The following is a 24,163-nucleotide window of genomic DNA, read 5'->3' on the forward strand; positions in this document are numbered from 1 at the left end:
ACTGTTGCTCCAGACCGAGAGCAGTGCTCACGAAACAGTCACCCGAGAGGCGCCCACCATGAGCGGCGAAGCCACCCCCCACCTGCGCAAGCCCGGCTGGTTCACCGTCCACGTGCTCAACCGCACCGTCTCCTGGCTCACCCGCAGGGGCCTGAGCGTCTGGGGCTCCCGCGTCCTCGCCGTCAAGGGACGCAAGAGCGGCACCTGGCGCCGCACGCCGGTCAACCTCCTGACCGTGGACGGCGAGCAGTACCTCGTCGCCCCGCGCGGCCACGTCCAGTGGACCCACAACATGCGCGCGGCGGGCGGCGGACAGCTCATCCTCGGCAAGCACGCCACCGACTTCACCGCCACCGAGGTCGCCGACGACGACAAGCCGGAACTGCTGCGCGCCTACCTCACGCGCTGGAAGGCCGAGGTCGGCGTCTTCTTCGACGGTGTCGGCCCGAAGTCCTCCGACGAGGAGCTGCGCCGCATCGCCCCGGACCATCCGGTGTTCCGCGTCACCACCCTGTGAGGGCCGCGCGCGGCGGTCAGTGCGGGATGGCGTCGATGACGTCCCGCGCCCCCTGCCGCAGCAGCGCCACCGCCACCGACATGCCCAGCGCCTCCGGGTCGAGCGGCCCCGCCCACTCGTGCGCGTCCAGCACCGTCTTGCCGTCGGGCGAGAACACCCGCCCCCACAGCTGCAGCCGCCCGTCGCGCTCCGCCCGCGCGTAGCCCGCGATCGGGCTGTTGCAGTGCCCGCGCAGCACATGCAGGAACGTCCGCTCCGCCGTCATCTCCCGCCAGGCGCCCGGGTCCCCGAGCCCCGACACCATCTCCAGCACCCGGTCGTCGTCCGCCCTGCACTGGAGGCCGAGCACCCCCGCGCCCAGCGGCGGGCACATCTCCTCGACGCCCAGCACCTGCGACGCCACCCCGGGCCGCCCGATCCGCGCCAGTCCCGAGACGGCCAGCAGCAGCGCGTCGGCCTCACCGGCGGCGAGCTTCTCCAGGCGGCGGTTGACGTTGCCCCGCAGCGGCACGCACACCAGCCCGGGGTACGACGCGGCGAGCTGCGCGCGCCGCCGCACCGACGACGTGCCGATCCTGCTGCCGTCCGGCAGCTCCGCGAGGGCCAGCCCGCCGGGATGGACCAGGGCGTCGCGGATGTCGTCGCGCCGCAGGTAGGCGGCGAACACGGTGCCGGGCGGCAGCGGCCGGTCGGCGGGCACGTCCTTCATGCAGTGCACCGCGAGGTCCGCCGCGCCCGCCAGGAGCGCGGCGTCCACCTCCTTGGTGAACGCGCCCTTGCCGCCCAGCACGCCCAGATCGCCCGTCCACCGGTCGCCCGAGGTGGTCACGGGCACGACCTCCGTGCGCACCCCGGGGCGCAGCACGGCCAGTTCGGCGCGCACGCGCTCGACCTGCGCCAGGGCCATGGGAGAGGAACGGGACACGATGCGGAGGAGATCACCGGACATGGCGGTCACCCTAGCCGCGCAGCCACCGCCCCCTTGCGGAGTCGAACGGGCGGACGGATACGTTGCCCCCATGGCTGACGACTCCGTTCTGCTGGCCCGGATCGAGAACGACGCGGCGCTGTCCGCGTACCTGGAGGGCCCCTGCGCCTTCGACGTGACGCGGCGGCAGCCCGCCGAGGACCTGCACCTCTCGTCCGGCAGGCCCCTCACCCCGATCGCCGGCTGCGCCACGGGCGGCACGTACTTCCTGTGCGGTGAACGGGACGCGGCCGAGCGCCCGGTCCTCTACACCTCGCCGGAAGGCCAGAGCGGGCTGATCGCGGGCAGCCTCCGCGAGGCCCTGGAACTGCTCGCCCGCGTCCCGTACTGGCAGGACTGCCTGCGCTACCTGCGGCCCGGCGCCCCGGAGACCCCGGGGGAGACCGAACTCGACGCGCTGGAGGACGACTTCCGCGACGTCGTCACCGGCTTCGACCCGGCGCGGCAGCGGGCCGCGGCGCGTGCCCTCGGCATCGACCCGCCGGACCGCGCGACGGTGCTGCGGCGCCTGCGCGACGCGACCGCGCGCACCCGCCCCGACTACGTCGTCCACACGACGGACGGCTGGCCGTACGACACGTTCTGACCGCCCCGCCTCCCGCCCTCGCCGTCCACGCGCCGGGCGGCGGGAGGCACGACCATCCGTACGCGCTCCCGCGCCCTCACCCGTACGAGTTCACCCGCACGGGGGAACGCCGGAGGGGTGGGTACTACGCCGGGGGCAGCGGGCGCGTGGTGTCGCCGCCCTTGGCGCGGCGGTCCGCGCGGCTGAGGGCGTTCGCCTCGCGCAGCAGGTCCTCCAGCTCGGGACGGCGGTCGGGGTTGCGCTGCGCGGGGGACTGCTCGGTGTCGCTCATCGCCCGCACTCCCGCCGGGGGCGCGCGGCCGGAGCAGCCGCGCGGTGGTCGGCCCTGGTGTCCGCGCACGGCGTCGCTGTCGTGTTCACGTGACCTCACCTCTCATCATGGCTCTCATCACATGGTGTGGTGATCTCCCGTCATAGCGTGACCGCATGGCGCCCGAGGGCACAGTGGAAACGGGCCACAACCTTGGTGTGCGCCCGGCGCGTCCGGGGGGCGCACGGCCGGAAACTGACGGCGGATCACGCGCATGGCACCGCCGCGCCGGGGCAGCCGGACCCCGGGAACGCGCACGGTCCCGGCCGCCCGGCGCACGGACCGGCCGGCCGACCGCGCAGTTCCCGGCACCTCGCCGCCCGCACCGCAGGGACGGGCGGCGGGTGGCCGTACGGCACGGGCGCCACCGGGGCGCCGCCGCTCCCGTGGATCCCCCGGGGAATGGCTGACATTGCTCCGGGGCACTTGACAACCGCACGCGCCACCAGCACGGGACGCGCCCCGGCGCGCGTGTCCCGCGAGCCGGGTGAAGGCTGGGAAGAGCGCCGGTCGTCGGGCCGGCCGGGGGTGCCGGTCACGGAGCGGAGAGGTGGTCACCATGGCAGGCCGCGCAAGGCACGCACAGGGCACGGCGCAGGGCGGCACGGGAACGGGTACGCGCACCCATCGCGGCGACGTCGGCCGCCGCGTCGCCATGCGCCGCGAGGAACTCGGCCTCAGCCGCGAGGACGTGGCCCACCGCGCCCGCGTCGCGCCCCAGTACCTCCGCTACCTGGAGGAGAGCCCGGCGTCGCCGACGCTCGACTCGCTCACCCGCGTCGCCCGCGCGCTCGACACGACCGTGGCCGACCTGCGCGGCGCCCGCCCCCTCGCCGGGGCCGCGCCGCACCCGGCGGGCGCCGTCGAACTCGTCGCCCTCGGCAGCGACGAGTGCTACGACCTCGTCGCCCGCCACTCCGTCGGCAGGGTCGCCGTCACGACTCCGGACGGCCCCGCCATCGTCCCCGCCGGCTACCGCCTGATCGAGGGCGCCGTCGTCTTCCGCACGAGCACCGACGCGCCGCCCTCCCTCGACAGCGACGTCGCGTTCGAGGTGGACATGCTGGACGGCGCCGAGGGCGTCGGCTGGAGCGTCCAGATCCTCGGCCGCGCCACCCCGGTCACCGACGAGGACGAGACGGCCCGCCTCGCCGCCGCGACCGGCGGGCGCCGCTGGGTGCGCGGCGAGCGCGAGCTGTGGGTCAGGCTGCGCCCGGTCAGCGTGACCGGCCACCGGCTGCGGCTCGCGACCCGCCGCTGAGCCGTCGCCCGTTTGCGGGACGGCCGCGCCCGGGGTCCCATGGAACGAAGGCGACAGACCGACGTCCGGGAGGCGGTGTGGTGGCTGTGCCGGAGCTTTGGGACTGCCGGGCCGTGGTGTTCGACACCGATGGAGTGATCACCGATTCGGCGCGCGCGCACGCGACCGCCTGGAAGGAGGCGTTCGACACCGTACCCGGCGTCGATCCGCCGTTCGACCAGGAGGACGACTACCGGCGGTACGTCGACGGCAAGTCACGCCTCGACGGCGCCGCCGCCTTCTTCGCCGCGCGGGACATGGACCTGCCCTACGGGGAGCCGGACGACGAACCGGGCACGGACACGGTCTGCGCCGTCGCCGCGATGAAGGACGGGATCTTCAACCGCGTGCTCGACGAGGGCGTCCTGGAGGCGTACCCGGGCACCGTACGGCTGCTGCTCGCGCTGCACAGCGCCCGCGTGCGCTGCGCGGCGATCTCCTCCTCACGCCACGCGCGCGACCTCATCGCGCACGCAGGCGTCCGCTCCATGCTGGAGACGGTCGTGGACGGCAACGACGTGGCGCGCCTCGGACTCGAAGGCAAGCCCGACCCGGCGATCTTCCTGGAGGCCGCGCGCCGCCTGTCGGTCCCCGCCGGGGAGGCCGCCATCGTGGAGGACGCGCTGTCCGGCGTCGAGGCGGGCCGCCGCGGCGGCTTCGGCCTGGTCGTCGGCGTGGACCGCACGCGGAGCGCGACCAGCGCGGACGACCTGCGCGAGCACGGCGCCGACATCGTCGTCCGCGACCTCGGCGAACTCGTCGGCGCCGACGCGGGAGGTGGCGGCGGATGACGGACTCCGCGTGGGAATGGGCGTACGACGGCTACGACCCGGAGGCCGAGCCCCTGCGCGAGGCCCTGTGCACCCTGGGCAACGGCTATCTCGCCACCCGTGGCGCCGCCCCCGAGACGACCGCCGACGGCGTCCACTACCCCGGGACGTACGCCGCCGGGCTCTACAACCGGGCCCCCACCCTCCTCGCCGGCCGCAGGCTGGAGCACGAGGACATGGTGAACCTGCCCAACTGGCTGGTCCTGCGCTTCCGCGTCCGCCCCGAGGACGGCCCCGACGGCGACTGGTTCACCCCGGACGGCGCGGCCGGGGGCGAGCTGCTGGAGTACCGGCAGTGGCTCGACCTGCGCAGCGGCACGCTGGAGCGCCGCTTCCGCTACCGCGACGCGCACGGCCGCCACACCCGCGTCGAGCAGTCCCGCCTCGTCCACATGGGCGACCCCCATCTCGCCGCGCTGCGCACCGCGTTCGTCGCCGAGGACTGGACGGGCGCGATCGAGATCGAGTCGGCGATCGACGGCTCGATCGGCAACACCGGCGTGCCCCGCTACAGCGACCTCGCCGACCACCACCTCACGTCGCTGCACACCGGCGGCGACGAGACCGACCCCGCGATCGTCTGGCTGCGCTGCCGCACGAACGAGTCGGACATCCGCATCGTGGTCGCCGCCCGCACCCGCGTCGAGCCCGAGATCCGCCGGGAGGACATCAGGACCCACCGCTCCGACTTCCGCGTCGGACAGGTGATGGACCTGCCCATCGCGCCGGACCGCCCCGCCGCCGTCGAGAAGACCGTCGCGCTGCACACGTCCCGCGACCCCGCGATCAGCAGCCCGCAGTCCGCGGCGCTCCAGCGCGTGCGCCGCGCCCCCGCGTACGCCGACCTGCTCGGCTCGCACCGCATGGCGTGGGACCGGCTGTGGCGGCACGCCGCGCTCGACGTCCCCGGCGAGCCGGGCCACATCCTGCGCGTGCACCTCTTCCACCTGCTCGCCACGCTCTCGCCCGCGCACACGGCCGAGCTGGACGTCGGCGTGCCCGCGCGCGGACTGCACGGCGAGGCGTACCGGGGCCACGTCTTCTGGGACGAGCTGTTCGTCCTGCCGTATCTGAACCTGCACTTCCCCGACCTGTCCAAGGCGCTGATCAACTACCGCTACCGGCGGCTGCCCGAGGCGTGCCGCTCGGCGCACGCCATCGGCCGGGCGGGCGCGATGTACCCCTGGCAGAGCGGCAGCGACGGCCGCGAGGAGACGCCCGAGGTCCACCTCAACCCGCGCTCGGGCCGCTGGCTGCCCGACAACTCGCGGCTCCAGCACCACGTCGGCTCGGCGGTCGCCTACAACGTGTGGCGGTACGGGCAGGTGACGGGCGACGTCGAGTTCGCGCACTCGCGCGGCGCCGAGATGCTGCTCCAGATCGCCCGCTTCTGGGCCGACTCGGCCGTCTACGACCGGCAGCACGAGCGCTACCGCATCCTCGGCGTCCTCGGCCCGGACGAGTACCACGACGGCTATCCCGACCGGGACACGTCGGGCCTGGACGACAACGCGTACACCAACGTCACCGCGTCCTGGGTGCTGGCGCACGCCGTCCGCGTCGCGCGGACCCTGCCGGTGTCGCGGCGCGGCGAGGTCTTCGAGCGCATCGGCATGGGCGAGGGCGAGCCGGACGAGTGGGACGAGATCTCGCGCCGCCTGTACGTGCCGTTCCACGAGGGCGTGATCAGCCAGTTCGAGGGCTACGGCGACCTGGAGGAGCTGGACTGGGAGGGCTACCGCAAGAAGTACGGCGACATCCGCCGCCTCGACCGCATCCTGGAGTCCGAGCACGACACGGTGAACCGCTACAAGGCGTCCAAGCAGGCGGACACCGTGATGCTCGGCTACCTCTTCCAGCCGCGCGAACTCGTCGCCGTCTTCCACCACCTCGGTTACACCTCCTTCGACGAGGACACATGGCGGGACACCGTCGCGTACTACCTGGACCGCACCAGCCACGGCTCGACGCTGAGCGGCGTCGTGCACGCCTGGGTCCTGGGCCGGTCCCGGCACGCGAAGGCGTGGTCCTATATGCAAGACGCGCTGGCGAGCGATGTTTGTGACATCCAGGGCGGCACCACCTCCGAGGGCATCCACCTCGGCGCGATGGCGGGCACGCTCGACCTCGTGCAGCGCGGGCTGACCGGACTTGAGACGCGCAAGGGCGCGCTGTGGCTCGACCCGGCGCCGCTGCCCGAGCTGTCCGAGTACGCGTTCTCGGTGCGCTTCCGGGGCGTCGAGGTGCGGCTGCACATGCGCCCCGGCGAGGTGAAGGTGTCCGTCCCCGAGTGGGAGGAGGCACCGGCCAGGGTGCGGCTCGGCGAACGGACGGTCGAGGTCGAGCCGGGCGAGGAGACGGTGCTGCCCCTGCCGGAGTGACCGCCGCGCCCCGGGGACCGCCCACCGGCCGCAGGGGCGAACTGCTCGGCGTGGCGGCCTTCGGCGACCCCACGGGCGGAGCGCTGGGGCACGGACACGCTGCTCTCGTGCCCTCCCGGGGACGTGGCCGTGTTCCGCCGCCACTGGACCCGCGTCGAGCCGGAACTGCCCTTGCTGCGGCCCGCCTTCGACACGTACGCCGCCGGCTTCGCCGCGTCCGAGGCACTGGTCACCGCATGGGGCGACGTCGTCTCCCGGGCCGCGGCTGGGGCATCATCGGCCTGCGGTGCCGACTCCCGGCAACGGGCCCTACCCGCCGTGCCGCTCGTACGGCACCACGGCGACCGGCGACGGCGCGTGGTGCAGCGCCGCGTGCGCCACCGACCCGACGCGCATGCTCAGCAGCGACCGGTTCGTGCGCCGCCCCACCACCAGCAGCGCCGCGCTCACCGAGGCGGCGCGCAGCAGTTCCTCCGCCGCGTTCCCGAAGCGCACGTCCTCGATCAGCGGCACGTCCGGGTACTGCAGGCGCCACGGCGCGAGCGCCTCCACCAGCGCCGCCGTCTCCCGCGCCTCGGCGTCGGCGTACGCGTCGCGGTCCTCCAGGTTCTCCGGCAGGTCGGAGCCGAACAGCGACGGCGCCCCGCCCCACACGCGCACCGCCCGCACGGCCGCCCCGCGCGGCACGGCCGAGGCGAACGCGAGCCCGAGCAGCGCGTCCCCCGGCGGCCCGAGGTCCCGCAGGCCGACGACGACCTCGTCCCCCTCGTCGTCCGTCCCGGCGCGCACCAGGACGACGGGCCGCTTGCTGTGCGCCACCACGGGCAGCCCGACCGAGCCGAGCAGGAAGCCCATCACGGGCGTGCGGCCGCGCGAGCCGAGCACCATCACCTCGGCGGCGTCCGCCTTCTCGATCAGCCCGGCCGTCGCGGTCTCCGCCAGCAGCTCGGTCGTGACGGCCAGGTCCGGGTGGCGCGCGCAGACCTCGCGCGCCACCTCCGCGAGCAGCCGCTCACCGTCCCCGCCGTCCGGCACCGTCCCCATGTACAGGGACTCGTCCACCCAGGCGTGCACGAGGTGCAGCCCGAGACCGCGCCGCCCGGCCTCGCGCGCCGCCCACTCGACGGCGGCAGCGCTCTGCGGACTGCCGTCCGCCCCCACCGTGATCGGCCGGACCATGGGCGCACCTCGCTCTCGTGACCGCTGACCGCTAGAACCACTGTGGCGCGGTTCGGCCCCGGGGGCGACCGGTGGTGCGCCCCCGGGGCGTACGGCTCAGGACCAGCCGTTGAGGACCAGCGGCTGCTGGATCCAGGGTGTCTCCGCGTCCGCCGTGGCGCCGACCACCGTGAGCTGCCCGTTCGGGGCGGCCGAGATGCCGTTGAACCAGCGGTAGCCGGGCCCGCCCGCCGGGAGGGCGGGGGTGCTCCAGCTGTCGCCCCGCAGCCGCGTCAGGAAACCGCTGTGGCTGTCGTAGCGCTCGCCGACGGCGGTGATGCCGCCGGGGGTCACCACGATGTCGTCGATGCGGCCGGCGGAGGCGGGGGCGGGGACCCGTTCCCACGTCCCGCCGGTGTTGCGCAGGACGAGCGCGCGGTCGCCGTTGTCGTCCGGCTGCCAGTCCACGTCGTAGGCGAAGCTGCGGCCGGTGGCCCACAGCGTGCCGTCGGGGCCCGGCGTCAGGCCGTACAGCTCGCCGTACTCGCCCGGCAGGTCGGGCAGGTCGGCGGACGTCCAGGTGCCGTCCTCCAGGTGCCGCACCGCAGGGTCGCCGTCGGAGTCCCAGCCGCCGATCCAGAGCTCGCCGGGGGCCGGTGCGAGCAGGCTGCTCACGGTGAGGTCGGTGGCGTCCGGCAGGTCCACCAGCCGCCACGCGGTGCCGTCCCAGTGTTCGAGGACGGCCTCGACGTGCGACGTGATGATCTCGCCGCCCGGCTTGCGCGGATCGGGTACGCGGCTGTCGATGATCTCGGCCCAGCCGACCGCCCACACGTCGTCGGCGGCGAGCGCGGACACCGCCGAGAAACCGCCGAACTCACCGTTCGCGGGCAGCGGCGCGGATACGTTCTCCCAGGTGCCGCCGGACAGGTGCATGGTCGAGACGGTGGCGTCCGCGCCGATGTCGGCGAGGCCCACGAGCCAGGCGTCCTCGCCCCCTGAGCCGGGGACGGCGGCGGCGGCGTTGATCTCGTTGCTGTAGCCGCCGTATGCGGGCAGGGCGATCTCTTCCCAGCCCTTGCCGGATCGGGAGTCGAAACTGTAGAGGAGCGGGCTGTCCTTCGTGCCTTCGCTGCGGTGCATGCCGAACGCCCAGGTGGTGTACGGGTCGATCTGCACCGTGTCGAGCAACTGGCCGCCGTCGCCGGGTGGCAGGGGGAATTCCGTGAAGACCGGCTCGCTGCCCGCGTGGACGGCGGTGGGTGTCGCGGCACCGGCGGCCGGGGCGCCCGCGACGGCCACGGCGGCGCCGGTCGCGAGGGCCGCCAGGGCAAGGGGTATGCGCATGTGTGTGCTTCTCCAGGGGGGAGAGAAACGGATCCGAGGACTCGTGATCCTAGGCCGCTGCGTCGCACAAGTGATCATTTGCAAAGCAAAGTTGTCGGAATGTTGGCCGAATTGAGGAGGGAACCGCCGCCGCGTCAGGTGTCGGTCAGCCGGGTGGGGTACGCCCTGACGGCGCGGTCGGGCGCCGGGTCGTCCAGGCAGGCGCCCGTCCTCAGGTCGAAGCGCTGCTTGAGCAGCGGCGAGACGACGAACGGGCCGCCGGTCCCGCCCGTCGAGCCGAGCAGCCCGCGCGCCAGCACCCGCGCGCCGGTGAACGGGTCGCGGTTGTCGACGGCGTACGTCGCGCCGCCGCTGTCGCGGAAGACGGCGGCCTGCGTCCCGTCCGGCAGCAGGACCGCGACGCCGCGTCCCGGGGTGAGGTCGGCGAGGGCGCAGACCGGCAGCCAGGAGCCGTCGGGCAGGCCGAGTTCGACGGTCGTGGTCGTGGTCGTCGTCGGTGTGGGTGTGGGTGTGGTCGTCATGCGGTCACCTCAGGGGCGAGAACGGTCAGGTCAGGTCGGATCTGGTCGCGTTCCGGCGTGAACGCGACCGTGGGGTCCGGGGTGTCCGGGGCGTTCACGAACGAGACGAAACGCCGCAGCCGCTCCGGGTCGTCCAGCGTCGCGGCCCACTCGTCGCGGTAGCCCGCCACATGGGCCGCCATCAGCGACTCCAGCTCGCCGCAGATGCCGAGCGAGTCGTGCACCACGACGTCCCGCACATGGTCGAGGCCCATGCGCTCCAGCCAGACCGAGGTCCGTTCGAGCCGGTCGGCGGTGCGGACGTAGAACATCAGGAACCGGTCGATCAGCCGGACGAGTTCGGCGTCGGACAGGTCCTGGGCGAGCAGGTCGGCGTGGCGCGGCGTCGCGCCGCCGTTGCCGCCGACGTACAGGTTCCAGCCGTTGGCGGTGGCGATGACGCCGAAGTCCTTGCCCATCGCCTCCGCGCACTCGCGCGCGCAGCCGGAGACCGCCGACTTCAGCTTGTGCGGCGAGCGCAGCCCCCGGTAGCGCAGCTCCAGATCGATTGCCATGCGCACGCTGTCCTGCACCCCGAAGCGGCACCACGTCGAGCCCACGCACGACTTCACCGTCCGCAGCGCCTTGCCGTACGCGTGCCCCGACTCGAAACCGGCCGCCACCAGCCGCGCCCAGATGCGCGGCAGCTGGTCCACGCGCGCCCCGAACATGTCGATCCGCTGGCCGCCGGTGATCTTGGTGTAGAGCCCGAAGTCGCGCGCCACCTCGCCGATCACGATCAGCTTCTCCGGCGTGATCTCGCCGCCCGGGACGCGCGGCACGATCGAATACGACCCGTTGCGCTGCATGTTGGCCAGGAAGTGGTCGTTCGTGTCCTGGAGGGCGGCCTGTTCGCCGTCCAGGACATAGCCGTCCGCGCCGATCACCGGAGCCAGGGACGCGAGGACCGACGCGACCACCGGCTTGCACACCTCGCAGCCCTCACCGCCGCGCGCCTCCGGGCGGCCGTACCCGTCGAGCAGCGCACGGAACGTGGTGATCCGCAGGGCGCGCACGACCTCGTACAGCTCCTGCCTGGTCTGCGCGAAGCAGCCGCACAGGCCGCTGTCCACGGCGACACCGGCCGCCGCCAGCTCCTCGTTCACCAGCTGCCCGAGCACCTTCACGCAGCTCCCGCAGCCGGTGCCCGCCCGCGTGCAGCCCTTGACCTCGGCCACCGAGGCGCAGCCGCCGCCCGCGACGGCCGCCCTGATCGTGCCCTTGGTGACGTTGTGGCAGCTGCACACCACCGCCTCGTCCGGCAGCGCGGACGGGCCGAGGGCGCCGGCCGGCGCCAGCCCGGCGGGCAGCACGAGCTGCTCGGGCGCGGCGGGCGGCACGGAGCCGGTCAGCGGGCGCAGCATGCCGTACGACTCGGCGTCGCCGACGAGGACGCCGCCGAGCAGCGTCCCGTCCGCGCCGACGACGAGCTTGCGGTAGATCCCGGCGCGGGAGTCCGCGTACACGACGTCGAGGCAGCCGTCGGCGCGGCCGTGCGCGTCGCCGAAGGAGGCCACGTCCACGCCGAGCAGCTTGAGCTTGGTGGACGTGTCGGCGCCGGTGAACGGCGCGGTCTCCGCCGCCGCGCCGAGCGTTCCGGCGAGGTGGGCGGCGGCGGTGCCCGCCATCTCGTACCCGGGCGCCACCAGCCCGTACACCACGCCGTCCGCCGCGCGGGCGCACTCGCCGATCGCGTACACGGCCGGGTCCGACGTGCGGCAGCGGCCGTCCACGACGATCCCGCCGCGCTCGCCGACGTCCAGACCGGCCTCGCGGGCGAGCGCGTCACGCGGCCGCACCCCGGCGGAGAAGACGACGAGCCCCGCCGCGACCGACGAGCCGTCCGACAGGGCGATGCCGGTGACGGCGCCCGCCGCGTCCGTGGTGATCTCCTGCCCGCCGACGCCCGTGTGCACGACGACGCCCAGGCCCTCCACGGCCCGGCGCAGCGCCGCGCCGCCGCCCTCGTCCACCTGCACCGCCATCAGGCGCGGGGCGAACTCGACCACATGCGTCTCCAGGCCGAGACCTGTCAGCGCGCCCGCCGCCTCCAGGCCGAGCAGCCCGCCGCCGACGACCACCCCGGCGCGTACCGTCCCGGCGCGTTCCGAGATGGCCCGCACGTCCTCGACGGTCCGGTACACGAAGCAGCCGTCCGCGTCCCGGCCCGGGACCGGGGGGACGAAGGCGTACGAGCCGGTGGCCAGCACCAGCGTGTCGTACGCGACGACCAGGCCCGACGCCGTGGTGACCGTGCGCGCGGCGCGGTCGATCGCCGTCACCGGGTCGCCGGTGCGCGCCTCGATGCCGTGCGTGGCCATGAAGCCGTCGGGGACGAGGGACAGGTCCTCGGGGGTGGCGCCGGTGAAGCAGGAGGTGAGGTGCACCCGGTCGTACGCCTGGCGGGGCTCCTCGCCCAGGACGACGACCCGGGCGGTGCGCGTGACGCCGAGGTCGGCGAGCCGTTCGAGGAAACGCTGGCCGACCATGCCGTGACCGACCAGCACGATGGTGGGTTTGCGTGCGGGGGACATGCTCCGGGGCCTCCGTGAGGGGTGTGCGGGTGCGGGTGCGGGTGGTCAGGGGGCGTCGGGGCCCAGCAGGTGCAGGAGAGGTCCTGCGGGGAGCGGGCCGTCCGTCTGCCAGGCGCGTGCCAGGGGGCCGACGCCGCTCAGGTCGCCCACCAGGACCCCGCCGCGCAGGCGGTCGTCCCGTACGACGAGGGAGCGGTACGTGCCGCGCGTCGCGTCGGCGAGCCGCAGGGTGTCGTCCGGCGGGGCGGGCACGGGCAGTCCGAAGGCCGCCAGGTCGAACGGCACGGGACCGTCGGGCAGGGTGAGGCGTACCAGGGCGCGGGTCCCTGTGTAGCGGGCGGTGCGGTCGCCGTGCAGTGCGGCGGCCAGGGTGTCCGCCTGGTCCAGCGCGGCGCCCGCCAGGCCGTAGGCGACACCGGCGTGTTCGGCGCAGTCGCCGATGGCGTGGACGTGCGGGTCGGCGGTGGTCAGCAGGTCGTCCACCACGATGCCGCCCGCGTTCCCGATGGGCAGTCCGGCGTCCCGGGCGAGCGCGACCCGGGGGCGTACGCCGCAGGCCAGGACGACCACGCGGGCCTCCGCCTCGTAGCCGTCCGCGAGCCGCACGGCCCGGACGGCGCCGGTGCCGGGCTCGGTGCGCAGCGCGCTCACGGCGCACTCGGTGTGCACCTCCACGCCCAGCGCGGCCAGGTGCGTGCGCAGCAGGGCGGCGGCGGCCGGGTCGAGGTGGCGGTCGAGGAGGTGCGCGGCGCGCTGGGCCAGCAGGACGCGTGCGCCGCGCCGTGCGAGCGCGGCGGCGGCCAGCACGCCGAGCAGCCCACCGCCGACGACCACGGCGGGGGCCGACGGTGTGACGGCGGCGCTCAGCGCGTCGCAGTCGGCGAGCGTACGCAGCGCCCGTACGCCCGGCGGCAGGGCGGCGCCGGGGGAGTGCAGCCCGCGCAGGGGAGGCAGCAGGGGGTTGGCGCCGGTGGCGAGGACGAGGGTGTCGTACGGGTGGGAGCTGCCGTCCTGGCACAGCACGCGGCGTGCGGCGCGGTCGATGCGTACGGCCCGCAGCCCGGCGTGCCAGCGCACGGCGTCCGGGGGCCGGGGCAGCTCCATCACCTCGGCCGGGTAGCGCCCCGCGAGCACGTCGGCCAGCAGCACGCGGTTGTACGCCGGCCGCGCCTCCTCGGCCAGCACTGTCACGGACCGCGCCGCCGCCGGGCCGACGCGGCGCGCCAGGCGGGAGGCCGCGGGCCCGCCGCCGACGATCACCAGTCGGCGGTCCGCCGCCGCGCCGTTCGTTCGCATGCCCCGAGCGTGCGCGGGCGCTGTTACCCGGCCGCATCACGCCCGTTTCCCGGGGGGAACGCTGCCCTCCCCGTCCGCCGCGGCCCGCTGTGAGCAGCCCCACCACCCGGGAACATAAGGCACTCATATAAGTGAGTGATATAAATGAATTATGGATTTCCCCCGGGAGGCAGTGTCCTCGCTCGAACGGCTCCTCCGGCTCTTCCGCCGCATGAGCACCCCGAGCGACCTGTCGCTGACCGCCGTCGCCACCCTCTCCACCCTGGAGCGGACCGGCCCCCGCCGGCTCACCGAGCTGGCCGCCGCCGAGGGCGTCACCCAGCCCGCGATGACACAGCTCGTCTCCCGCCTCCAGGACGCGGGCCTCGCCGCGCGCGCCCCCGACCCCACCGACGGCCGGGTCGTCCTCGTCGGCATCACCGACGAGGGCCGCGCCTTCCTCACCCGCCGCCGCGCACTGCGCGCCGAACGCCTCCTCGGCCTGCTCGACCAGCTGACCCCGGAAGACCGGGCGGCCCTCGAAGCCGCGCTCCCGGCCATCGACGCGCTCACCCGCCTGGCACTGGAGGAGCCCCGCCCCGTCCCCGACACCCCGCACACGCCTGGAGCACGCTGATGACCGGCCCCGCCACAGGGCACGCGGCGGCACCCGCCGCCAACCCGTTCAAGCAGCCGAAGGCCGTCTTCGCGGTCGCCTTCGCCTGCGTCGTCTCCTTCATGGGCATCGGCCTCGTCGACCCGATCCTGCCCGCCATCTCCGAGGACCTCGACGCCACCCCGAGCCAGGTCTCCCTGCTCTTCACGAGCTACCTGGTCGTCACCGCCCTCGCCATGCTCGTCACCGGCTGGGTCTCCAGCCGCATCGGCGCCAAGCGCACCCTGATCGTCGGCCTCGCCGTCATCGTCGTCTTCAGCGCGCTCGCCGGTGCCTCCGGCAGCATCAACGGCATCGTCGGCTTCCGCGCCGGCTGGGGCGTCGGCAACGCCCTGTTCATCGCCACCTCGCTCGCCGTGATCGTCGCCTCCGCGAGCGGCGGCTTCGTCGGCGCCATCGTGCTGTACGAGACGGCGCTCGGCCTCGGCATCGCCGTCGGCCCGCTGCTCGGCGGCCTGCTCGGCGACATCAGCTGGCGCGGCCCGTTCTACGGCGTCGCCGTCCTGATGGCCATCGCCCTGCTCGCCACCGTCGTCCTCGTCGAACCGCTGCCACTACCCGCACGGAAGACCCGCCTCAGCGAGCCCCTGCGCGCCCTGCGCCACCGCGGCCTGCTCACGCTGTCGCTGACCGCGCTCTGCTACAACTGGGCGTTCTTCACCATGCTCGGCTACGCGCCGTTCCCCATGGAGCTGAGCGCTGTGAAGCTCGGCCTGGTCTTCACCGGCTGGGGCCTGCTCGTCGCGCTCTTCGCCGTCGCGGGCGCCCCGTGGCTGCAGCGCCGCCTCGGACTGGCCCGCACGCTCTACGCCAACCTCGCGCTGTTCGCGGTCGTCATGGCCGTCATCGCGCTGGGCGTGGACCACAGGGCGGTGCTCATCACGGCCGTCATCGCCTCCGGCATCTTCATCGGGGTGAACAACACCGTCACCACCCAGGCCGTCATGACGGTCTCGTCGGTGGAACGCCCGGTGGCGTCCGCCGCGTACGGCTTCGTCCGCTTCATCGGCGGCGGCCTCGCCCCGTACTTCGCGGGCAAGATGGTCGAGGCCAGCAACATCCACGTCCCGTTCTGGGTCGGCGCGGGCGCCCTGCTCGTCGGCATAGCCATCCTCGCCACGGCCCACGACCTGCTGGGCCAGGCCGAACGCGCCCAGCAGGAGGAGCCCGCCCCCGAGGCCGCCCCGCTGACGGTCGGCCCCGGCATCACCGCCACCGGGCCCGCACCCGCCGCCGGGGACGGCGTGATCGTCGCCGCCGTGGACAGCGGCCCGCTCGCCGCCGAGGTCACCAGGACCGCCGGACGCCTCGCCACCCTCAACGGTCGCACCGTCCACGTCCTGCACGCCCACGAACTGGGCCTGGGCGACGGCACGGCGGCCGAGGCCGAGGACCCCGCCGCGGCGCGCGCGGTCGTCCAGCGCCACGTGGACGCCCTCGCCGGGCACCACGTGCCCGCCACCGGCCACGTCCTGGGCGAGGCCACCGACCACGGCGCGGTCGGCCGGATGATCGCCGCCTACGCGGAACGCACGTCCGCGCGCGCCATCGTCATCGGCGCCCCGACCCACGGCGGCCTCCCGGCCCTGATGGACGCGAGCGCGAGCCGCGAACTGTGGCGCACCGCGAACTGCCACATCCTGATCGTGAACCCCTCACTCCCCCCACTCCCCACCCCCTGACACACCACCTCCCCTCCCCTTGCGGCCCGCGCACAAGCACCAGGCACGGGCCGCAAGTTCACGCAAGCCCATGGTGACCCTGTGCACTCACTGGCACGCTGTCCGTGCAGACACATTCGCACGAGGACAAGGAGTCCCGGTGGCACTGATCAAGCTCGGCAAGGACCCGGAAAGCAAGGTCGAGGGCTCGCCAACCCTTTACTACGACGAGGCCCGGGACACGTACCTCATGCAGTCCTGGCGGGTCACCGACGCGGAGCGCCTGGCCCAGATGGACATTCCCGCCCACGAGACCGTCGTGGAGTTCCCCAAGCGGATGATGCAGTTCTTCCCCGAGGTGACGCGTGACTGAAAGTCCTTCTTTCCGTGAGCTGTTCGCCGGAAGCGCCCGCTCCGCCGTCCATCTGGAGATGCGGGACGGCTACATGAAGTCGGATCCGAGCTACGAGGCATGGCAGCGCGGCCTGCGCGACGCCATCGCCGACATCGATCCGGCGTGGCGTCCGTGGACCCGGCTGGTGCGCGAGACGGTGGACCGGGGCGTCGAGGTACGCCGTGCCCGTATCGTCTCCGAACCCCTCAGTGACTACATCCGCTTCGAGCACCACGTCACGGACGGGAACGTCGAGGCGGGCGAGCAGGTCCGGTGGCTGCCGCGCCGCCGGGCGACGGATCTGGCGCTGCCGGGGAACGACTTCTGGCTGTTCGACGGCGAACTGCTGCTGATCAACCACTTCGACGGTGAGGGCGAGGTCGCGCCCACGGACCCGAGGGAGCTGGTCCACGATCCCGAGGTGGTCAAGCTCTGCGCCACGGCCTTCGAGGCCGTCTGGGAACGGGCCGTGCCCCACGAGGACTACCGGCCCGCCTGAGAATGGTCATGTGGTTGCGTCATCCAGTGTCCTAGAAGCGAGAAGGGCCTTCGGCCGACGTCTGCGTGAGATCCGGGAAGACGCGGGTATCACTGCCAGACGTCTGGCCGAAATGGCCGGCTGGCATGAGTCGAAGTGCTCGCGTATCGAGAATGGCAAGCAAGCGGTCTCGCAGTCCGATATTCGAGTCTGGGCGGCGTGCTGTGCGGCGAGTGATCAAGTGGAAGACCTGCTCGCCGTTTCCCGCGGGCTTGACGGAATGTATGTCGAGTGGAGACGGCTCTGCAGGTCGGGCCTTCGTCAGGTGCAGGAACGGTCACTTCCCCTCTACGAGCGGACGCGTCGTTTCCGCATCTACGAGCCGGGAGTTGTACCGGGCCTGGTGCAGACTGCCGAGTACGCGGCGGCTCTTATGAGATCCATCGCAGCGTTTCTTGCCATTCCGGACGACGTCGACAAAGCCGTCACCGCGCGACTTGCTCGACAGGCGGTCCTGCATACGGGGGACCACCGCGTCGCGATCGTGCTCGAAGAGTCCGCGCTTCGAGCACGAATCGGTGGAACGGATGTCATGGCCGCCCAGCTGGGACAACTTCTGGCTGCGGCAACCTTGCCGCGTGTGAGCCTGGGTGTCATCCCGATGGCCGCTGACAGGGACATGTGGCCGGTGGAGGGCTTCTGGCTGTTCGACGACAGTCTTGCCTTTGTGGAGTTGGTGACGGCGAAGGTCACGGTGACCCAACCTCACGAGTTGCGTACTTATCAGCGCACGTTCGCTCGCTTAGCCGAGATGGCCGTCTATGGGAAAGCCGCACGGCGGTGCATTACCGAGGCAATTGACGCGCTCGGGTGACGTCGTGCAAGTCCTCGCAAGCCGCTGGGCCGCCGGGGCGCCCGCTTTTTAGCGTCCTGTCCTGTGGTTCCCGCAGGGGGAGCCGGAAAGGCGGGTCAGCATGACTGGACGCGACATCTACACGGCCGATCTGGGCGGAGCGGAATTCACCCCGGCGTGCGGCGGAAACGGACCCGACGGTCCCGAGACGTGTGTCACCCTCGCGCCCATTCCGGGGATCGAGGGTGCCTACGCCCTGGGTGACAGCAAGCGGCCGGACGCGCCGCCGCTGCGGTTCACGGCCCGGGAACTGGCCGCGGCCGGGATCGACTTGAGGGCCTTCGGCCTGTGACGCACGTCCACGCCTTCTCCTGGCTGGGGCCGCGTGCCGATCTCGACCGGGAGCGTGAACGGCGGGCGGACAGCCCGTCGTTCACGGCGGTCGGGACGCCGCCGATGCGGGTGGCCGACTGGCTGCGCAAGCCCCGACCGTACGTCAGGGCCACGTTCACCGAACCGTCCGGCGCGGTCGACTGGCTGATCCGGCAGGCCTCCGACGTGGGAGTGGCGGTGTGGCCGTCGCCCGGTGTCCGTGGACGGAACGCGCTCGGCGTGCTCGGCTGGGGCGGGGACGTCGCGTGGGGCCTGTACGGGCCCGGCGTGCGCTACCTCGCGCTCGCCCTGGTCAGCTGCCCCAACCGGGCGGAACCTCACGTGCCCTGTCCCTCGCCGCCCTCCGGCTGAGGGAGGCGGAGGTGGGGGAAGAGGTGGGTCGCGTTGGTTGTGGTCAGGGATCGCCATGTTGTGCCGGGGGGTTGGTCGGCCGTGTCCAGGGAGGCGAGTTGTGCGGCGACCGCCTCTGGTGGTGTCCAGCAGGAGTCGCTGCCGTAGAGCAGCCGTTCGCTGCCGAACGCGCGGACCAGTGCCGGGATCTGGTGAGGGAACGGGGTGCCTGCCATGTCGAACCACACGCCGGACAGCTGCTCGGGGACGGTGGGGCCCTCGGGGCCCGTGCGGCTGAGGCGGGGGCGGAAGAGTTCGAGCCGGTCCGCGAGGAGCGGCAGCGCGCCGCCGCCGTGGGTGAGGATCCAGCGGATGCCGGGGTGGTGCAGCAGGACGCCGCTGAACACCAGGTCGGACGCGGTGCGTGCCGAGTCGAAGATGAACTCGGCCATGGGGCGTGGGCGGCGCAGTGACACCGCGTCGGCGCAGGGCGGTGAGGTGGGGTGGACGAAGACGATGGCGCGGCGCCGGTCGAGTTCGGCCCACAGCGGTTCGTAGCGCTCGTCACCCAGATAGACGCCGTGGGCGTTGGACTCGACGGTCAGTCCGTCGCTGCCCAGGACGTCCAGCGCGTGGGCGGCCTCGGCGAGGGAGCCGTCGACGTCGGGCAGCGGCAGGGAGGCGAAGTGGCCGAAGCGGTCGGGGTGGGCGCGGTGCAGTGCGGCGCCCGCCTCGTTCACCTCGCGGGACAGCGCGCGGGCAGCGCGGTCGTCGCCGAAGTGCGTGCCGGGGGAGGAGATCGACAGCATGGCGGTGGCGATGCCGCCCTCGTCCATCCGCCGCAGCTGGTCGGCGGGGTCGAAGGAGGGCCAGCCCGGCATGCCGTCCGGGTGCGTGTGGCCTGCGGCCTTCGCCGCCGTGACGTACGCGTCGGTGACGAAGTGCGCGTGCGCGTCGACCAGGGGTGTGGGGGAGGGGGGCGAGTCGTTCACGCGGGGCCTCCTGGGGCAGCCGTGTCCGGCTCCCACCTTCGGCGCGTCCCGTCCGGTCGGCAACCGGAGACCGTTACCGACCCGTGATCGAACTTTCTTGATCGCCCGATGATCAGAGAAGGTGAGAGCACGTAAAGGTCGTGGCCGGAGAGTGCATGGGTGACACGCAGGACTTCGAGGAGTACGCGCTGGCGCGCCAGCACTGGCTGTACCGCACGGCCGTGCTGCTCTGCGGCGACCCGTACCGCGCGCAGGACCTGACGCAGACCACCCTCGTGAAGCTCCTCCAGCACTGGGGCAAGGCGGCCCGCGCGGACAGCGTGGACGCGTACGCGCGCACCGTGCTGACCCGCACGTTCCTCGCCGAACAGCGGCGCGGACTCCTCGGGCGGCGCCTCCACGCCGTGGAGGACAACCCCACCTCGTCCGGCGACCCCGCTCTCCGCGTCACCCTGTACGCCGCGCTGCGCAGCCTGCCGCCCCGGGCGCGGGCCATGGTCGTCCTGCGCTACTGGGAGGACCTGAGCATCGAGCACGTCGCCGCCTCCCTCGGATGCAGTCCCGGCACGGTCAAGAGCCAGTGCTCGCGGGCGCTCGCCATGCTGCGCGAACGCCTCAAGGCCGACGAACGCATCACCGCCGAGTGCTGAACCGTGCGCCGGACCGAGTGCTGAGGAGCACCGTGGACACCAACGAAACGCAGGACGCCGCCCGGCTGAGGGAGGCGATGGGCCACGCGGTCGGGGACCTGGAGGCCGCGCCGGAACTGCTCCCGGCCGCCCTCGTCCTCGGCCCGCGCCGCCGTGCCAGGGCGCGCGCCCTCAGGGCGGGCGGCGCGGTCGCCGCGACCGCCGCCGCGGTCGTCGCCGTCGCCCTCGTGACCGGCGCGGGCCCGCGCCCGGCCGACGGCGGCGGTGGCACGGACGTCGCCGCCGGTCCGCCGACGGTCGCCGCGCCGACCGGCGCGCCGTCCCCGTCGGACACCCCCTCGGAGACCGTGCCTCCCGACGCGTCCGCCGACGCCGCGCAGCCACGTTTCCCCGTCGTGCCCGGCATCACGGAGACGCCGGAGGACGCCGCCGTGACCGCCGCGGAACGCGCGCGCGTGGACGACTACCGGCAAGGGGTGGCGCGCGCGCTGGAGATCACGCTGCGGGGGAAGGCGGGCGCCATCCGGATCGTCAGCCAGCCCGTGGAGCTGTACCAGGGCGTCACGGAGGACGGGCGCACGTTCGACCTGGTCGTCTCGGTCCGGCCGCTCACCGGCGGCGCGGACGCCGCCGGTGACCCCGGCGTCTGCCGGGCGGACGAAACCGCCGACGTCTGCCGCGAGACCCTGCTTCCGGACGGCACGTCCGCCGCCGTGCACGGACTGACCGCCGACGCCCTGCGCACGCACGGTGCCAGCGTCTCGTTCCGCGTCGGCGACAGCGCCGTGCTCCTCGCCGCGCCGCCCGACGCGGCCAGCAGCACCGTCAGCCCTGTCGGGACCGAGGACCTGCTGCATCTCGCCGAGGACCCGCGCGCGACCGAGCTGTTCCATCAGGCGGACGCACAGCCCGTCCAAGACCCGGCGTAACACCCACACCACCGGACCGTTCCTCCCAGGAGAGCCCCACCCCATGCCCCGCCGTGCCCCCCTGCCCCCACTCGCCCCGACCCAGCGGCGGCGCCGCAGGAGAGCGCGCCGGTCCCGGCGTGCCGTGCCGCTGCGCGCCCTGACCCTGACCGTGCTGATAGCCGGCCTCGCCGTCGCCGCTGTGGTCTTCCTCCGCGGCGGCAACGCCCCGGCCCGCGCGCAGGAGAACGCCTCGCCCACCGCCGTCCCCACCACGGAGCCGTCCGCGCGGGCCGAGGAACCCCCGCCGCCCGAGGAGCCCACCCCGGAGGAGGAGACGCCGTCCGAGGAGCCCGCGTCCGACCCGGCGGCCGACCAGGCCGCCGATGTCCCGGAGAACGGCCCCGGCACGTTCACCACCGCGCCGGGCGGCGGCGACCCGGTCGGCGGGCAGGCCGTGCTCGCCTACCGCGTGGAGATCGAGGACGGCATCGCGCTCGACCCCGCCGGGACGGCGGCCGAGGTGCACGACATCCTGGGGAACCCGCGCGGCTGGACGAACGAGGGCGACACCGGCTTCGACACGGCCCCCGACGGCGCCACGCCCGACTTCACGGTGCGCATCGCCACGCCCGGCACGGTGGACGCCCTCTGCGGCGAGTACGGGCTGAACACGCGCGGCGAGACGAACTGCTCCATCGGGCAGGTCGTCGTCGTCAACCTGCGCCGCTGGGTGGAGGGTTCCCCGCAGTTCGACGGGCCGATCGAGGAGTACCGGGCGCTGATCATCAACCACGAGGTCGGCCACTTCCTCGGGCACGGGCACGAGACCTGCCCCGCCGAGGGCGCCCCGGCCCCCGCCATGCAGCAGCAGATCATGGGGCTGCACGGCTGCGTCGCCAACGCGTGGCCCTACGACGAGGACGGCAGGTACATCAGCGGCCCCCAGGTGCCCTGACGGTGCGCGGCGGTCCGGCGGCCGCCCGCCGTCATCCCGCAGGCGGCGGCCCCTGGGGGCCCGCCGCCCCGTCCGGGACACCCAGGCCGCCGGGCCGTGCCGCGCCACCCGACAGGTCGCGCTGCATCAGCAGCGTGTCCAGCCACTGCCCGCGCTTGTGGCCGACGGCTGTCAGCCGGCCCGCGTCGCGGAAGCCGAGACGCCTGTGCAGCGCGGGCGACGCCTCGTTGCCGCAGTCGGCGATCACCGCGACGACCTGGCGTACGCCCGCCGCCTCGCACGCGGCGAGCAGCTCCGTCAGCAGCGTCCGCCCCAGACCGCGGCCGGTGCGCCCCGGCGCGAGGTAGACGCTGTTCTCCACCGTGTAGCGGTACGCCTCCTGCGCCCGCCACGGACTGGCGTACGCGAACCCGGCGATCTCGCCGTCCTCCTCGGCGACCAGGAACGGCAGTCCCCGCTCCGCGATGCCCTCCCGCTTGCGCTGCCACTCGGCCGTGGTGGGCGCCGTCTCCATGAAGGTGATCAGCGTGGACGCGACGTAGTGGGCGAAGATCGTGGCGACCTGGAAGAGGTCGTCGGGACCGGCCGGACGCACCACCGCACGTGACCTGGTGCCCGCCACTGCCGGGGCCTCGCTGTGCTCAAGCATGCCCCGACGCTACCTTGCTGCCGTTACGTCACCCTTACGAGCTACGCTCCGGAGCCATGGACAACGCGCTGGGCAGCCTTCTCGACGGCCCCCGGGCCCGTGGGGCGTTCTTGATCAAAGCGGTGCTGGCACCGCCGTGGAGCGTGCGCGTGCGGGACGAGGCGCCGCTGACCGCCGTCTGCGTCGCCAGGGGCGACGCCTGGCTCGTCCCCGGCGACGAGGGCGACACGGCGGGCGCCATACGGCTCACGGCGGGCGACCTCGCGCTCGTACGCGGCCCCGACCCGTACACCGTCGCCGACGATCCCGTGACCCCGCCGCAGGCCGTCATCCGCCCCGGCGGGTGCAGCGTCGCGGCGGACGGCACCGACCTGTGCGAGGAGATGGACCTCGGCGTCCGCACCTGGGGCAACGCCCCCGACGGCCCCACCACCCTGATCATCGGCACCTACCAGCTGCGCGGCGAGATCACCGGCCGCCTCCTCCAGGCCCTGCCGCCCGTCCTCACGCTGCGGCGCGGCGAGTGGAACTCCCCGCTGGTCCCGCTGCTCGACGCCGAGATCGCCCGCGACGAGCCCGGCCAGGAGGTCATCCTCGACCGGCTCCTCGACCTGCTGGTGATCGACGCCCTGCGCACCTGGTACGCCCGCCCCGACGCCACCGCCCCCGCCTGGTACCGGGCGCACGGCGACCCCGCCGTGGCACAGGCCCTGCGCCTGATCCACGACCACCCCGCGCACCCGTGGACCGTGGCCGGCCTCGCCGCCAAGGCCGGGGTGTCCCGCGCGGCGCTGGCGCGGCGGTTCGGCGCGCTGATGGGCGAGCCCCCCATGACGTACCTGACCGCGCGGCGCCTCGACCTCGCGGCCGACCTGCTGCGCGAGCCGGACGCGACCCTGGAGTCCGTCGCGCGCCGGGTCGGCTACGGAAGCGCGTTCGCGCTCAGCACGGCGTTCAAGCGCGAACGCGGCGTGAGCCCGAGCGTCCACCGCGTCCAGGGCAGGGACGGCGGGGGGCGCTGAGCCCGGTCACGCAGGGTGGGATTCGCGGCGCGTGTCGTATACGACCACCGGCTCGGGCGTCGCGGTCACGGACGTCAGGATGATCACCGCGTCGTGCACGGCCGTCAGCGCGTGCCTGCTGTGCGGGACCCGCATCACGTGCCCCGCCTCCAGGTCCGCCGCCACCCCGTCCGACGCGACCAGCCGCACCCGCCCGCGCAGCACCTGGATGCTGGCGGCGGGCGGCGCGTTGTGCTCCTCCAGCACGCAGCCGGCGGTCAGCGCGATGACGCTCTGCCGCAGCGGCCCGTCGTGCAGGAACAGATGCGCGCTGCGCCCGTGGTCCGCCTCGCGCGCCAGCGCCATGTGCGTGTCGGCCAGCTGGGTGATGTCGTCCATCCCTCCATGCTGACCCGCGCCCGGCGATGCGCAAC

Annotated in this window: 26 protein-coding genes; 16 read left to right on the plus strand and 10 right to left on the minus strand. The window is 73.9% G+C overall.

What is annotated here, in order from left to right; genetic code table 11:
• Positions 1-58: 58 nt before the first annotated feature.
• Positions 59-517 carry a nitroreductase family deazaflavin-dependent oxidoreductase gene (locus ACIBPC_RS03315; RefSeq protein ID WP_362955915.1) on the plus strand — a complete coding sequence of 153 codons (459 nt, stop codon included), beginning with the start codon at positions 59-61 and terminating at the stop codon, positions 515-517.
• A gap of 16 nt (positions 518-533) precedes the next feature.
• On the opposite strand, the gene hemC is transcribed toward ACIBPC_RS03315, so the two are convergent.
• A complete protein-coding gene (gene hemC, locus ACIBPC_RS03320; protein WP_398840924.1) occupies positions 534-1,466 on the minus strand; it encodes a hydroxymethylbilane synthase in 933 nt (310 codons plus the stop codon).
• Between the two features lie 70 nt (positions 1,467-1,536).
• Here hemC and ACIBPC_RS03325 point away from each other — a divergent pair, with 70 nt between their 5' ends.
• Positions 1,537-2,091, plus strand: a complete 555-nt coding sequence (locus ACIBPC_RS03325; RefSeq protein ID WP_362955921.1) for a hypothetical protein — start codon at positions 1,537-1,539, stop codon at positions 2,089-2,091.
• Positions 2,092-2,215: 124 nt separating this feature from the next.
• On the opposite strand, the gene ACIBPC_RS03330 is transcribed toward ACIBPC_RS03325, so the two are convergent.
• Positions 2,216-2,362, minus strand: coding sequence for a hypothetical protein (locus ACIBPC_RS03330; RefSeq protein WP_362955924.1), 147 nt, complete (start codon positions 2,360-2,362; stop codon positions 2,216-2,218).
• 598 nt (positions 2,363-2,960) lie between these two features.
• On the opposite strand from ACIBPC_RS03330, the gene ACIBPC_RS03335 reads away from it, so the two are divergent.
• The 3 genes from ACIBPC_RS03335 to ACIBPC_RS03345 all read left to right on the plus strand — a co-directional run bounded on the left by ACIBPC_RS03335 (position 2,961) and on the right by ACIBPC_RS03345 (position 6,912).
• Positions 2,961-3,662: a helix-turn-helix domain-containing protein gene (locus ACIBPC_RS03335; RefSeq protein WP_398840927.1), complete on the plus strand. Its 702-nt coding sequence runs from the start codon at positions 2,961-2,963 to the stop codon at positions 3,660-3,662.
• A 77-nt stretch (positions 3,663-3,739) separates the two neighbouring features.
• The gene (locus ACIBPC_RS03340; RefSeq protein WP_398840929.1) at positions 3,740-4,492 is read left to right on the plus strand and encodes an HAD family hydrolase; all 753 of its coding nucleotides are present in this window, start codon (positions 3,740-3,742) and stop codon (positions 4,490-4,492) included.
• The gene (locus ACIBPC_RS03345) at positions 4,489-6,912 is read left to right on the plus strand and encodes a glycoside hydrolase family 65 protein (protein WP_398840930.1); all 2,424 of its coding nucleotides are present in this window, start codon (positions 4,489-4,491) and stop codon (positions 6,910-6,912) included. Before ACIBPC_RS03340 ends, ACIBPC_RS03345 begins: the two co-directional genes overlap by 4 nt.
• Before the next feature lie 309 nt (positions 6,913-7,221).
• Here ACIBPC_RS03345 and ACIBPC_RS03350 read toward each other — a convergent pair whose 3' ends face one another.
• The 5 genes from ACIBPC_RS03350 to ACIBPC_RS03370 form a co-directional block, all read right to left on the minus strand.
• A complete protein-coding gene (locus ACIBPC_RS03350; RefSeq protein WP_398840932.1) occupies positions 7,222-8,091 on the minus strand; it encodes a universal stress protein in 870 nt (289 codons plus the stop codon).
• Between the two features lie 96 nt (positions 8,092-8,187).
• Positions 8,188-9,417: a hypothetical protein gene (locus tag ACIBPC_RS03355; protein WP_398840933.1), complete on the minus strand. Its 1,230-nt coding sequence runs from the start codon at positions 9,415-9,417 to the stop codon at positions 8,188-8,190.
• 134 nt (positions 9,418-9,551) lie between these two features.
• Positions 9,552-9,938, minus strand: a complete 387-nt coding sequence (gene nirD, locus ACIBPC_RS03360) for a nitrite reductase small subunit NirD (protein ID WP_398840935.1) — start codon at positions 9,936-9,938, stop codon at positions 9,552-9,554.
• Positions 9,935-12,511 (minus strand): nitrite reductase large subunit NirB, encoded by a 2,577-nt coding sequence (gene nirB / locus ACIBPC_RS03365; RefSeq protein WP_398840936.1) that lies wholly within the window; start codon positions 12,509-12,511, stop codon positions 9,935-9,937. Before nirB ends, nirD begins: the two co-directional genes overlap by 4 nt.
• 45 nt (positions 12,512-12,556) lie before the next feature.
• Complete coding sequence (locus tag ACIBPC_RS03370) at positions 12,557-13,807, minus strand: NAD(P)/FAD-dependent oxidoreductase (RefSeq protein WP_398840938.1); 1,251 nt, start codon at positions 13,805-13,807, stop codon at positions 12,557-12,559.
• A gap of 151 nt (positions 13,808-13,958) precedes the next feature.
• Between ACIBPC_RS03370 and ACIBPC_RS03375 the strand changes: the two genes are divergently transcribed.
• From ACIBPC_RS03375 to ACIBPC_RS03405, 7 genes are all read left to right on the plus strand, one after another.
• Positions 13,959-14,423 (plus strand): MarR family transcriptional regulator, encoded by a 465-nt coding sequence (locus ACIBPC_RS03375; RefSeq protein ID WP_362955949.1) that lies wholly within the window; start codon positions 13,959-13,961, stop codon positions 14,421-14,423.
• The gene (locus tag ACIBPC_RS03380; protein WP_362955951.1) at positions 14,423-16,144 is read left to right on the plus strand and encodes an MFS transporter; all 1,722 of its coding nucleotides are present in this window, start codon (positions 14,423-14,425) and stop codon (positions 16,142-16,144) included. The genes ACIBPC_RS03375 and ACIBPC_RS03380 overlap by 1 nt, the downstream gene beginning before the upstream one ends.
• Before the next feature lie 139 nt (positions 16,145-16,283).
• Positions 16,284-16,496, plus strand: coding sequence for a hypothetical protein (locus ACIBPC_RS03385; RefSeq protein WP_398840940.1), 213 nt, complete (start codon positions 16,284-16,286; stop codon positions 16,494-16,496).
• Positions 16,489-17,016 carry a DUF6879 family protein gene (locus tag ACIBPC_RS03390; protein WP_398840941.1) on the plus strand — a complete coding sequence of 176 codons (528 nt, stop codon included), beginning with the start codon at positions 16,489-16,491 and terminating at the stop codon, positions 17,014-17,016. The genes ACIBPC_RS03385 and ACIBPC_RS03390 overlap by 8 nt, the downstream gene beginning before the upstream one ends.
• Positions 17,017-17,026: 10 nt before the next feature.
• Positions 17,027-17,869, plus strand: a complete 843-nt coding sequence (locus ACIBPC_RS03395; protein WP_398840943.1) for a helix-turn-helix domain-containing protein — start codon at positions 17,027-17,029, stop codon at positions 17,867-17,869.
• A 100-nt stretch (positions 17,870-17,969) separates the two neighbouring features.
• Entirely contained in the window at positions 17,970-18,200 is a 231-nt protein-coding gene (locus ACIBPC_RS03400) for a DUF397 domain-containing protein (RefSeq protein WP_398840944.1), read from the plus strand.
• Positions 18,197-18,592: a hypothetical protein gene (locus ACIBPC_RS03405; RefSeq protein WP_362955963.1), complete on the plus strand. Its 396-nt coding sequence runs from the start codon at positions 18,197-18,199 to the stop codon at positions 18,590-18,592. Before ACIBPC_RS03400 ends, ACIBPC_RS03405 begins: the two co-directional genes overlap by 4 nt.
• On the opposite strand, the gene ACIBPC_RS03410 is transcribed toward ACIBPC_RS03405, so the two are convergent.
• Entirely contained in the window at positions 18,559-19,563 is a 1,005-nt protein-coding gene (locus tag ACIBPC_RS03410) for an amidohydrolase family protein (RefSeq protein ID WP_398840946.1), read from the minus strand. The two genes, ACIBPC_RS03405 and ACIBPC_RS03410, sit on opposite strands and share 34 nt — an antisense overlap.
• Before the next feature lie 155 nt (positions 19,564-19,718).
• On the opposite strand from ACIBPC_RS03410, the gene ACIBPC_RS03415 reads away from it, so the two are divergent.
• From ACIBPC_RS03415 to ACIBPC_RS03425, 3 genes are read left to right on the plus strand one after another with little or no spacing between them, the layout of a single operon-like run.
• Positions 19,719-20,213: a SigE family RNA polymerase sigma factor gene (locus ACIBPC_RS03415; protein WP_398840948.1), complete on the plus strand. Its 495-nt coding sequence runs from the start codon at positions 19,719-19,721 to the stop codon at positions 20,211-20,213.
• A gap of 32 nt (positions 20,214-20,245) precedes the next feature.
• Positions 20,246-21,142, plus strand: a complete 897-nt coding sequence (locus ACIBPC_RS03420) for a hypothetical protein (RefSeq protein WP_398840950.1) — start codon at positions 20,246-20,248, stop codon at positions 21,140-21,142.
• Positions 21,143-21,185: 43 nt separating this feature from the next.
• Entirely contained in the window at positions 21,186-22,079 is an 894-nt protein-coding gene (locus ACIBPC_RS03425; RefSeq protein ID WP_362955974.1) for a DUF3152 domain-containing protein, read from the plus strand.
• A gap of 31 nt (positions 22,080-22,110) precedes the next feature.
• On the opposite strand, the gene ACIBPC_RS03430 is transcribed toward ACIBPC_RS03425, so the two are convergent.
• Complete coding sequence (locus ACIBPC_RS03430) at positions 22,111-22,728, minus strand: N-acetyltransferase family protein (RefSeq protein WP_362955977.1); 618 nt, start codon at positions 22,726-22,728, stop codon at positions 22,111-22,113.
• Positions 22,729-22,784: 56 nt separating this feature from the next.
• Here ACIBPC_RS03430 and ACIBPC_RS03435 point away from each other — a divergent pair, with 56 nt between their 5' ends.
• The gene (locus ACIBPC_RS03435) at positions 22,785-23,750 is read left to right on the plus strand and encodes a cupin domain-containing protein (RefSeq protein WP_398840952.1); all 966 of its coding nucleotides are present in this window, start codon (positions 22,785-22,787) and stop codon (positions 23,748-23,750) included.
• A gap of 6 nt (positions 23,751-23,756) precedes the next feature.
• On the opposite strand, the gene ACIBPC_RS03440 is transcribed toward ACIBPC_RS03435, so the two are convergent.
• Positions 23,757-24,128, minus strand: coding sequence for a cupin (locus ACIBPC_RS03440; RefSeq protein WP_362955982.1), 372 nt, complete (start codon positions 24,126-24,128; stop codon positions 23,757-23,759).
• Between the last annotated feature and the right edge of the window lie 35 nt (positions 24,129-24,163).

Origin of the sequence: Streptomyces sp. NPDC049879 (assembly GCF_044461265.1) — a bacterium.
Taxonomy (GTDB): Bacteria; Actinomycetota; Actinomycetes; order Streptomycetales; family Streptomycetaceae; genus Streptomyces.

Coding starts and splice junctions, on each gene's coding strand:
- ACIBPC_RS03335 (WP_398840927.1), top strand. CDS start 2,961: ATGGCAGGCCGCGCAAGGCACGCACAGGGCACGGCGCAGGGCGGCACG.
- ACIBPC_RS03345 (WP_398840930.1), top strand. CDS start 4,489: ATGACGGACTCCGCGTGGGAATGGGCGTACGACGGCTACGACCCGGAG.
- ACIBPC_RS03425 (WP_362955974.1), top strand. CDS start 21,186: ATGCCCCGCCGTGCCCCCCTGCCCCCACTCGCCCCGACCCAGCGGCGG.
- ACIBPC_RS03430 (WP_362955977.1), bottom strand. CDS start 22,728: ATGCTTGAGCACAGCGAGGCCCCGGCAGTGGCGGGCACCAGGTCACGT.
- ACIBPC_RS03400 (WP_398840944.1), top strand. CDS start 17,970: ATGACTGGACGCGACATCTACACGGCCGATCTGGGCGGAGCGGAATTC.
- ACIBPC_RS03415 (WP_398840948.1), top strand. CDS start 19,719: ATGGGTGACACGCAGGACTTCGAGGAGTACGCGCTGGCGCGCCAGCAC.
- ACIBPC_RS03330 (WP_362955924.1), bottom strand. CDS start 2,362: ATGAGCGACACCGAGCAGTCCCCCGCGCAGCGCAACCCCGACCGCCGT.
- ACIBPC_RS03355 (WP_398840933.1), bottom strand. CDS start 9,417: ATGCGCATACCCCTTGCCCTGGCGGCCCTCGCGACCGGCGCCGCCGTG.
- hemC (WP_398840924.1), bottom strand. CDS start 1,466: ATGTCCGGTGATCTCCTCCGCATCGTGTCCCGTTCCTCTCCCATGGCC.
- nirD (WP_398840935.1), bottom strand. CDS start 9,938: ATGACGACCACACCCACACCCACACCGACGACGACCACGACCACGACC.
- ACIBPC_RS03435 (WP_398840952.1), top strand. CDS start 22,785: ATGGACAACGCGCTGGGCAGCCTTCTCGACGGCCCCCGGGCCCGTGGG.
- ACIBPC_RS03440 (WP_362955982.1), bottom strand. CDS start 24,128: ATGGACGACATCACCCAGCTGGCCGACACGCACATGGCGCTGGCGCGC.
- ACIBPC_RS03375 (WP_362955949.1), top strand. CDS start 13,959: ATGGATTTCCCCCGGGAGGCAGTGTCCTCGCTCGAACGGCTCCTCCGG.
- ACIBPC_RS03325 (WP_362955921.1), top strand. CDS start 1,537: ATGGCTGACGACTCCGTTCTGCTGGCCCGGATCGAGAACGACGCGGCG.
- nirB (WP_398840936.1), bottom strand. CDS start 12,511: ATGTCCCCCGCACGCAAACCCACCATCGTGCTGGTCGGTCACGGCATG.
- ACIBPC_RS03350 (WP_398840932.1), bottom strand. CDS start 8,091: ATGGTCCGGCCGATCACGGTGGGGGCGGACGGCAGTCCGCAGAGCGCT.
- ACIBPC_RS03315 (WP_362955915.1), top strand. CDS start 59: ATGAGCGGCGAAGCCACCCCCCACCTGCGCAAGCCCGGCTGGTTCACC.
- ACIBPC_RS03370 (WP_398840938.1), bottom strand. CDS start 13,807: ATGCGAACGAACGGCGCGGCGGCGGACCGCCGACTGGTGATCGTCGGC.
- ACIBPC_RS03380 (WP_362955951.1), top strand. CDS start 14,423: ATGACCGGCCCCGCCACAGGGCACGCGGCGGCACCCGCCGCCAACCCG.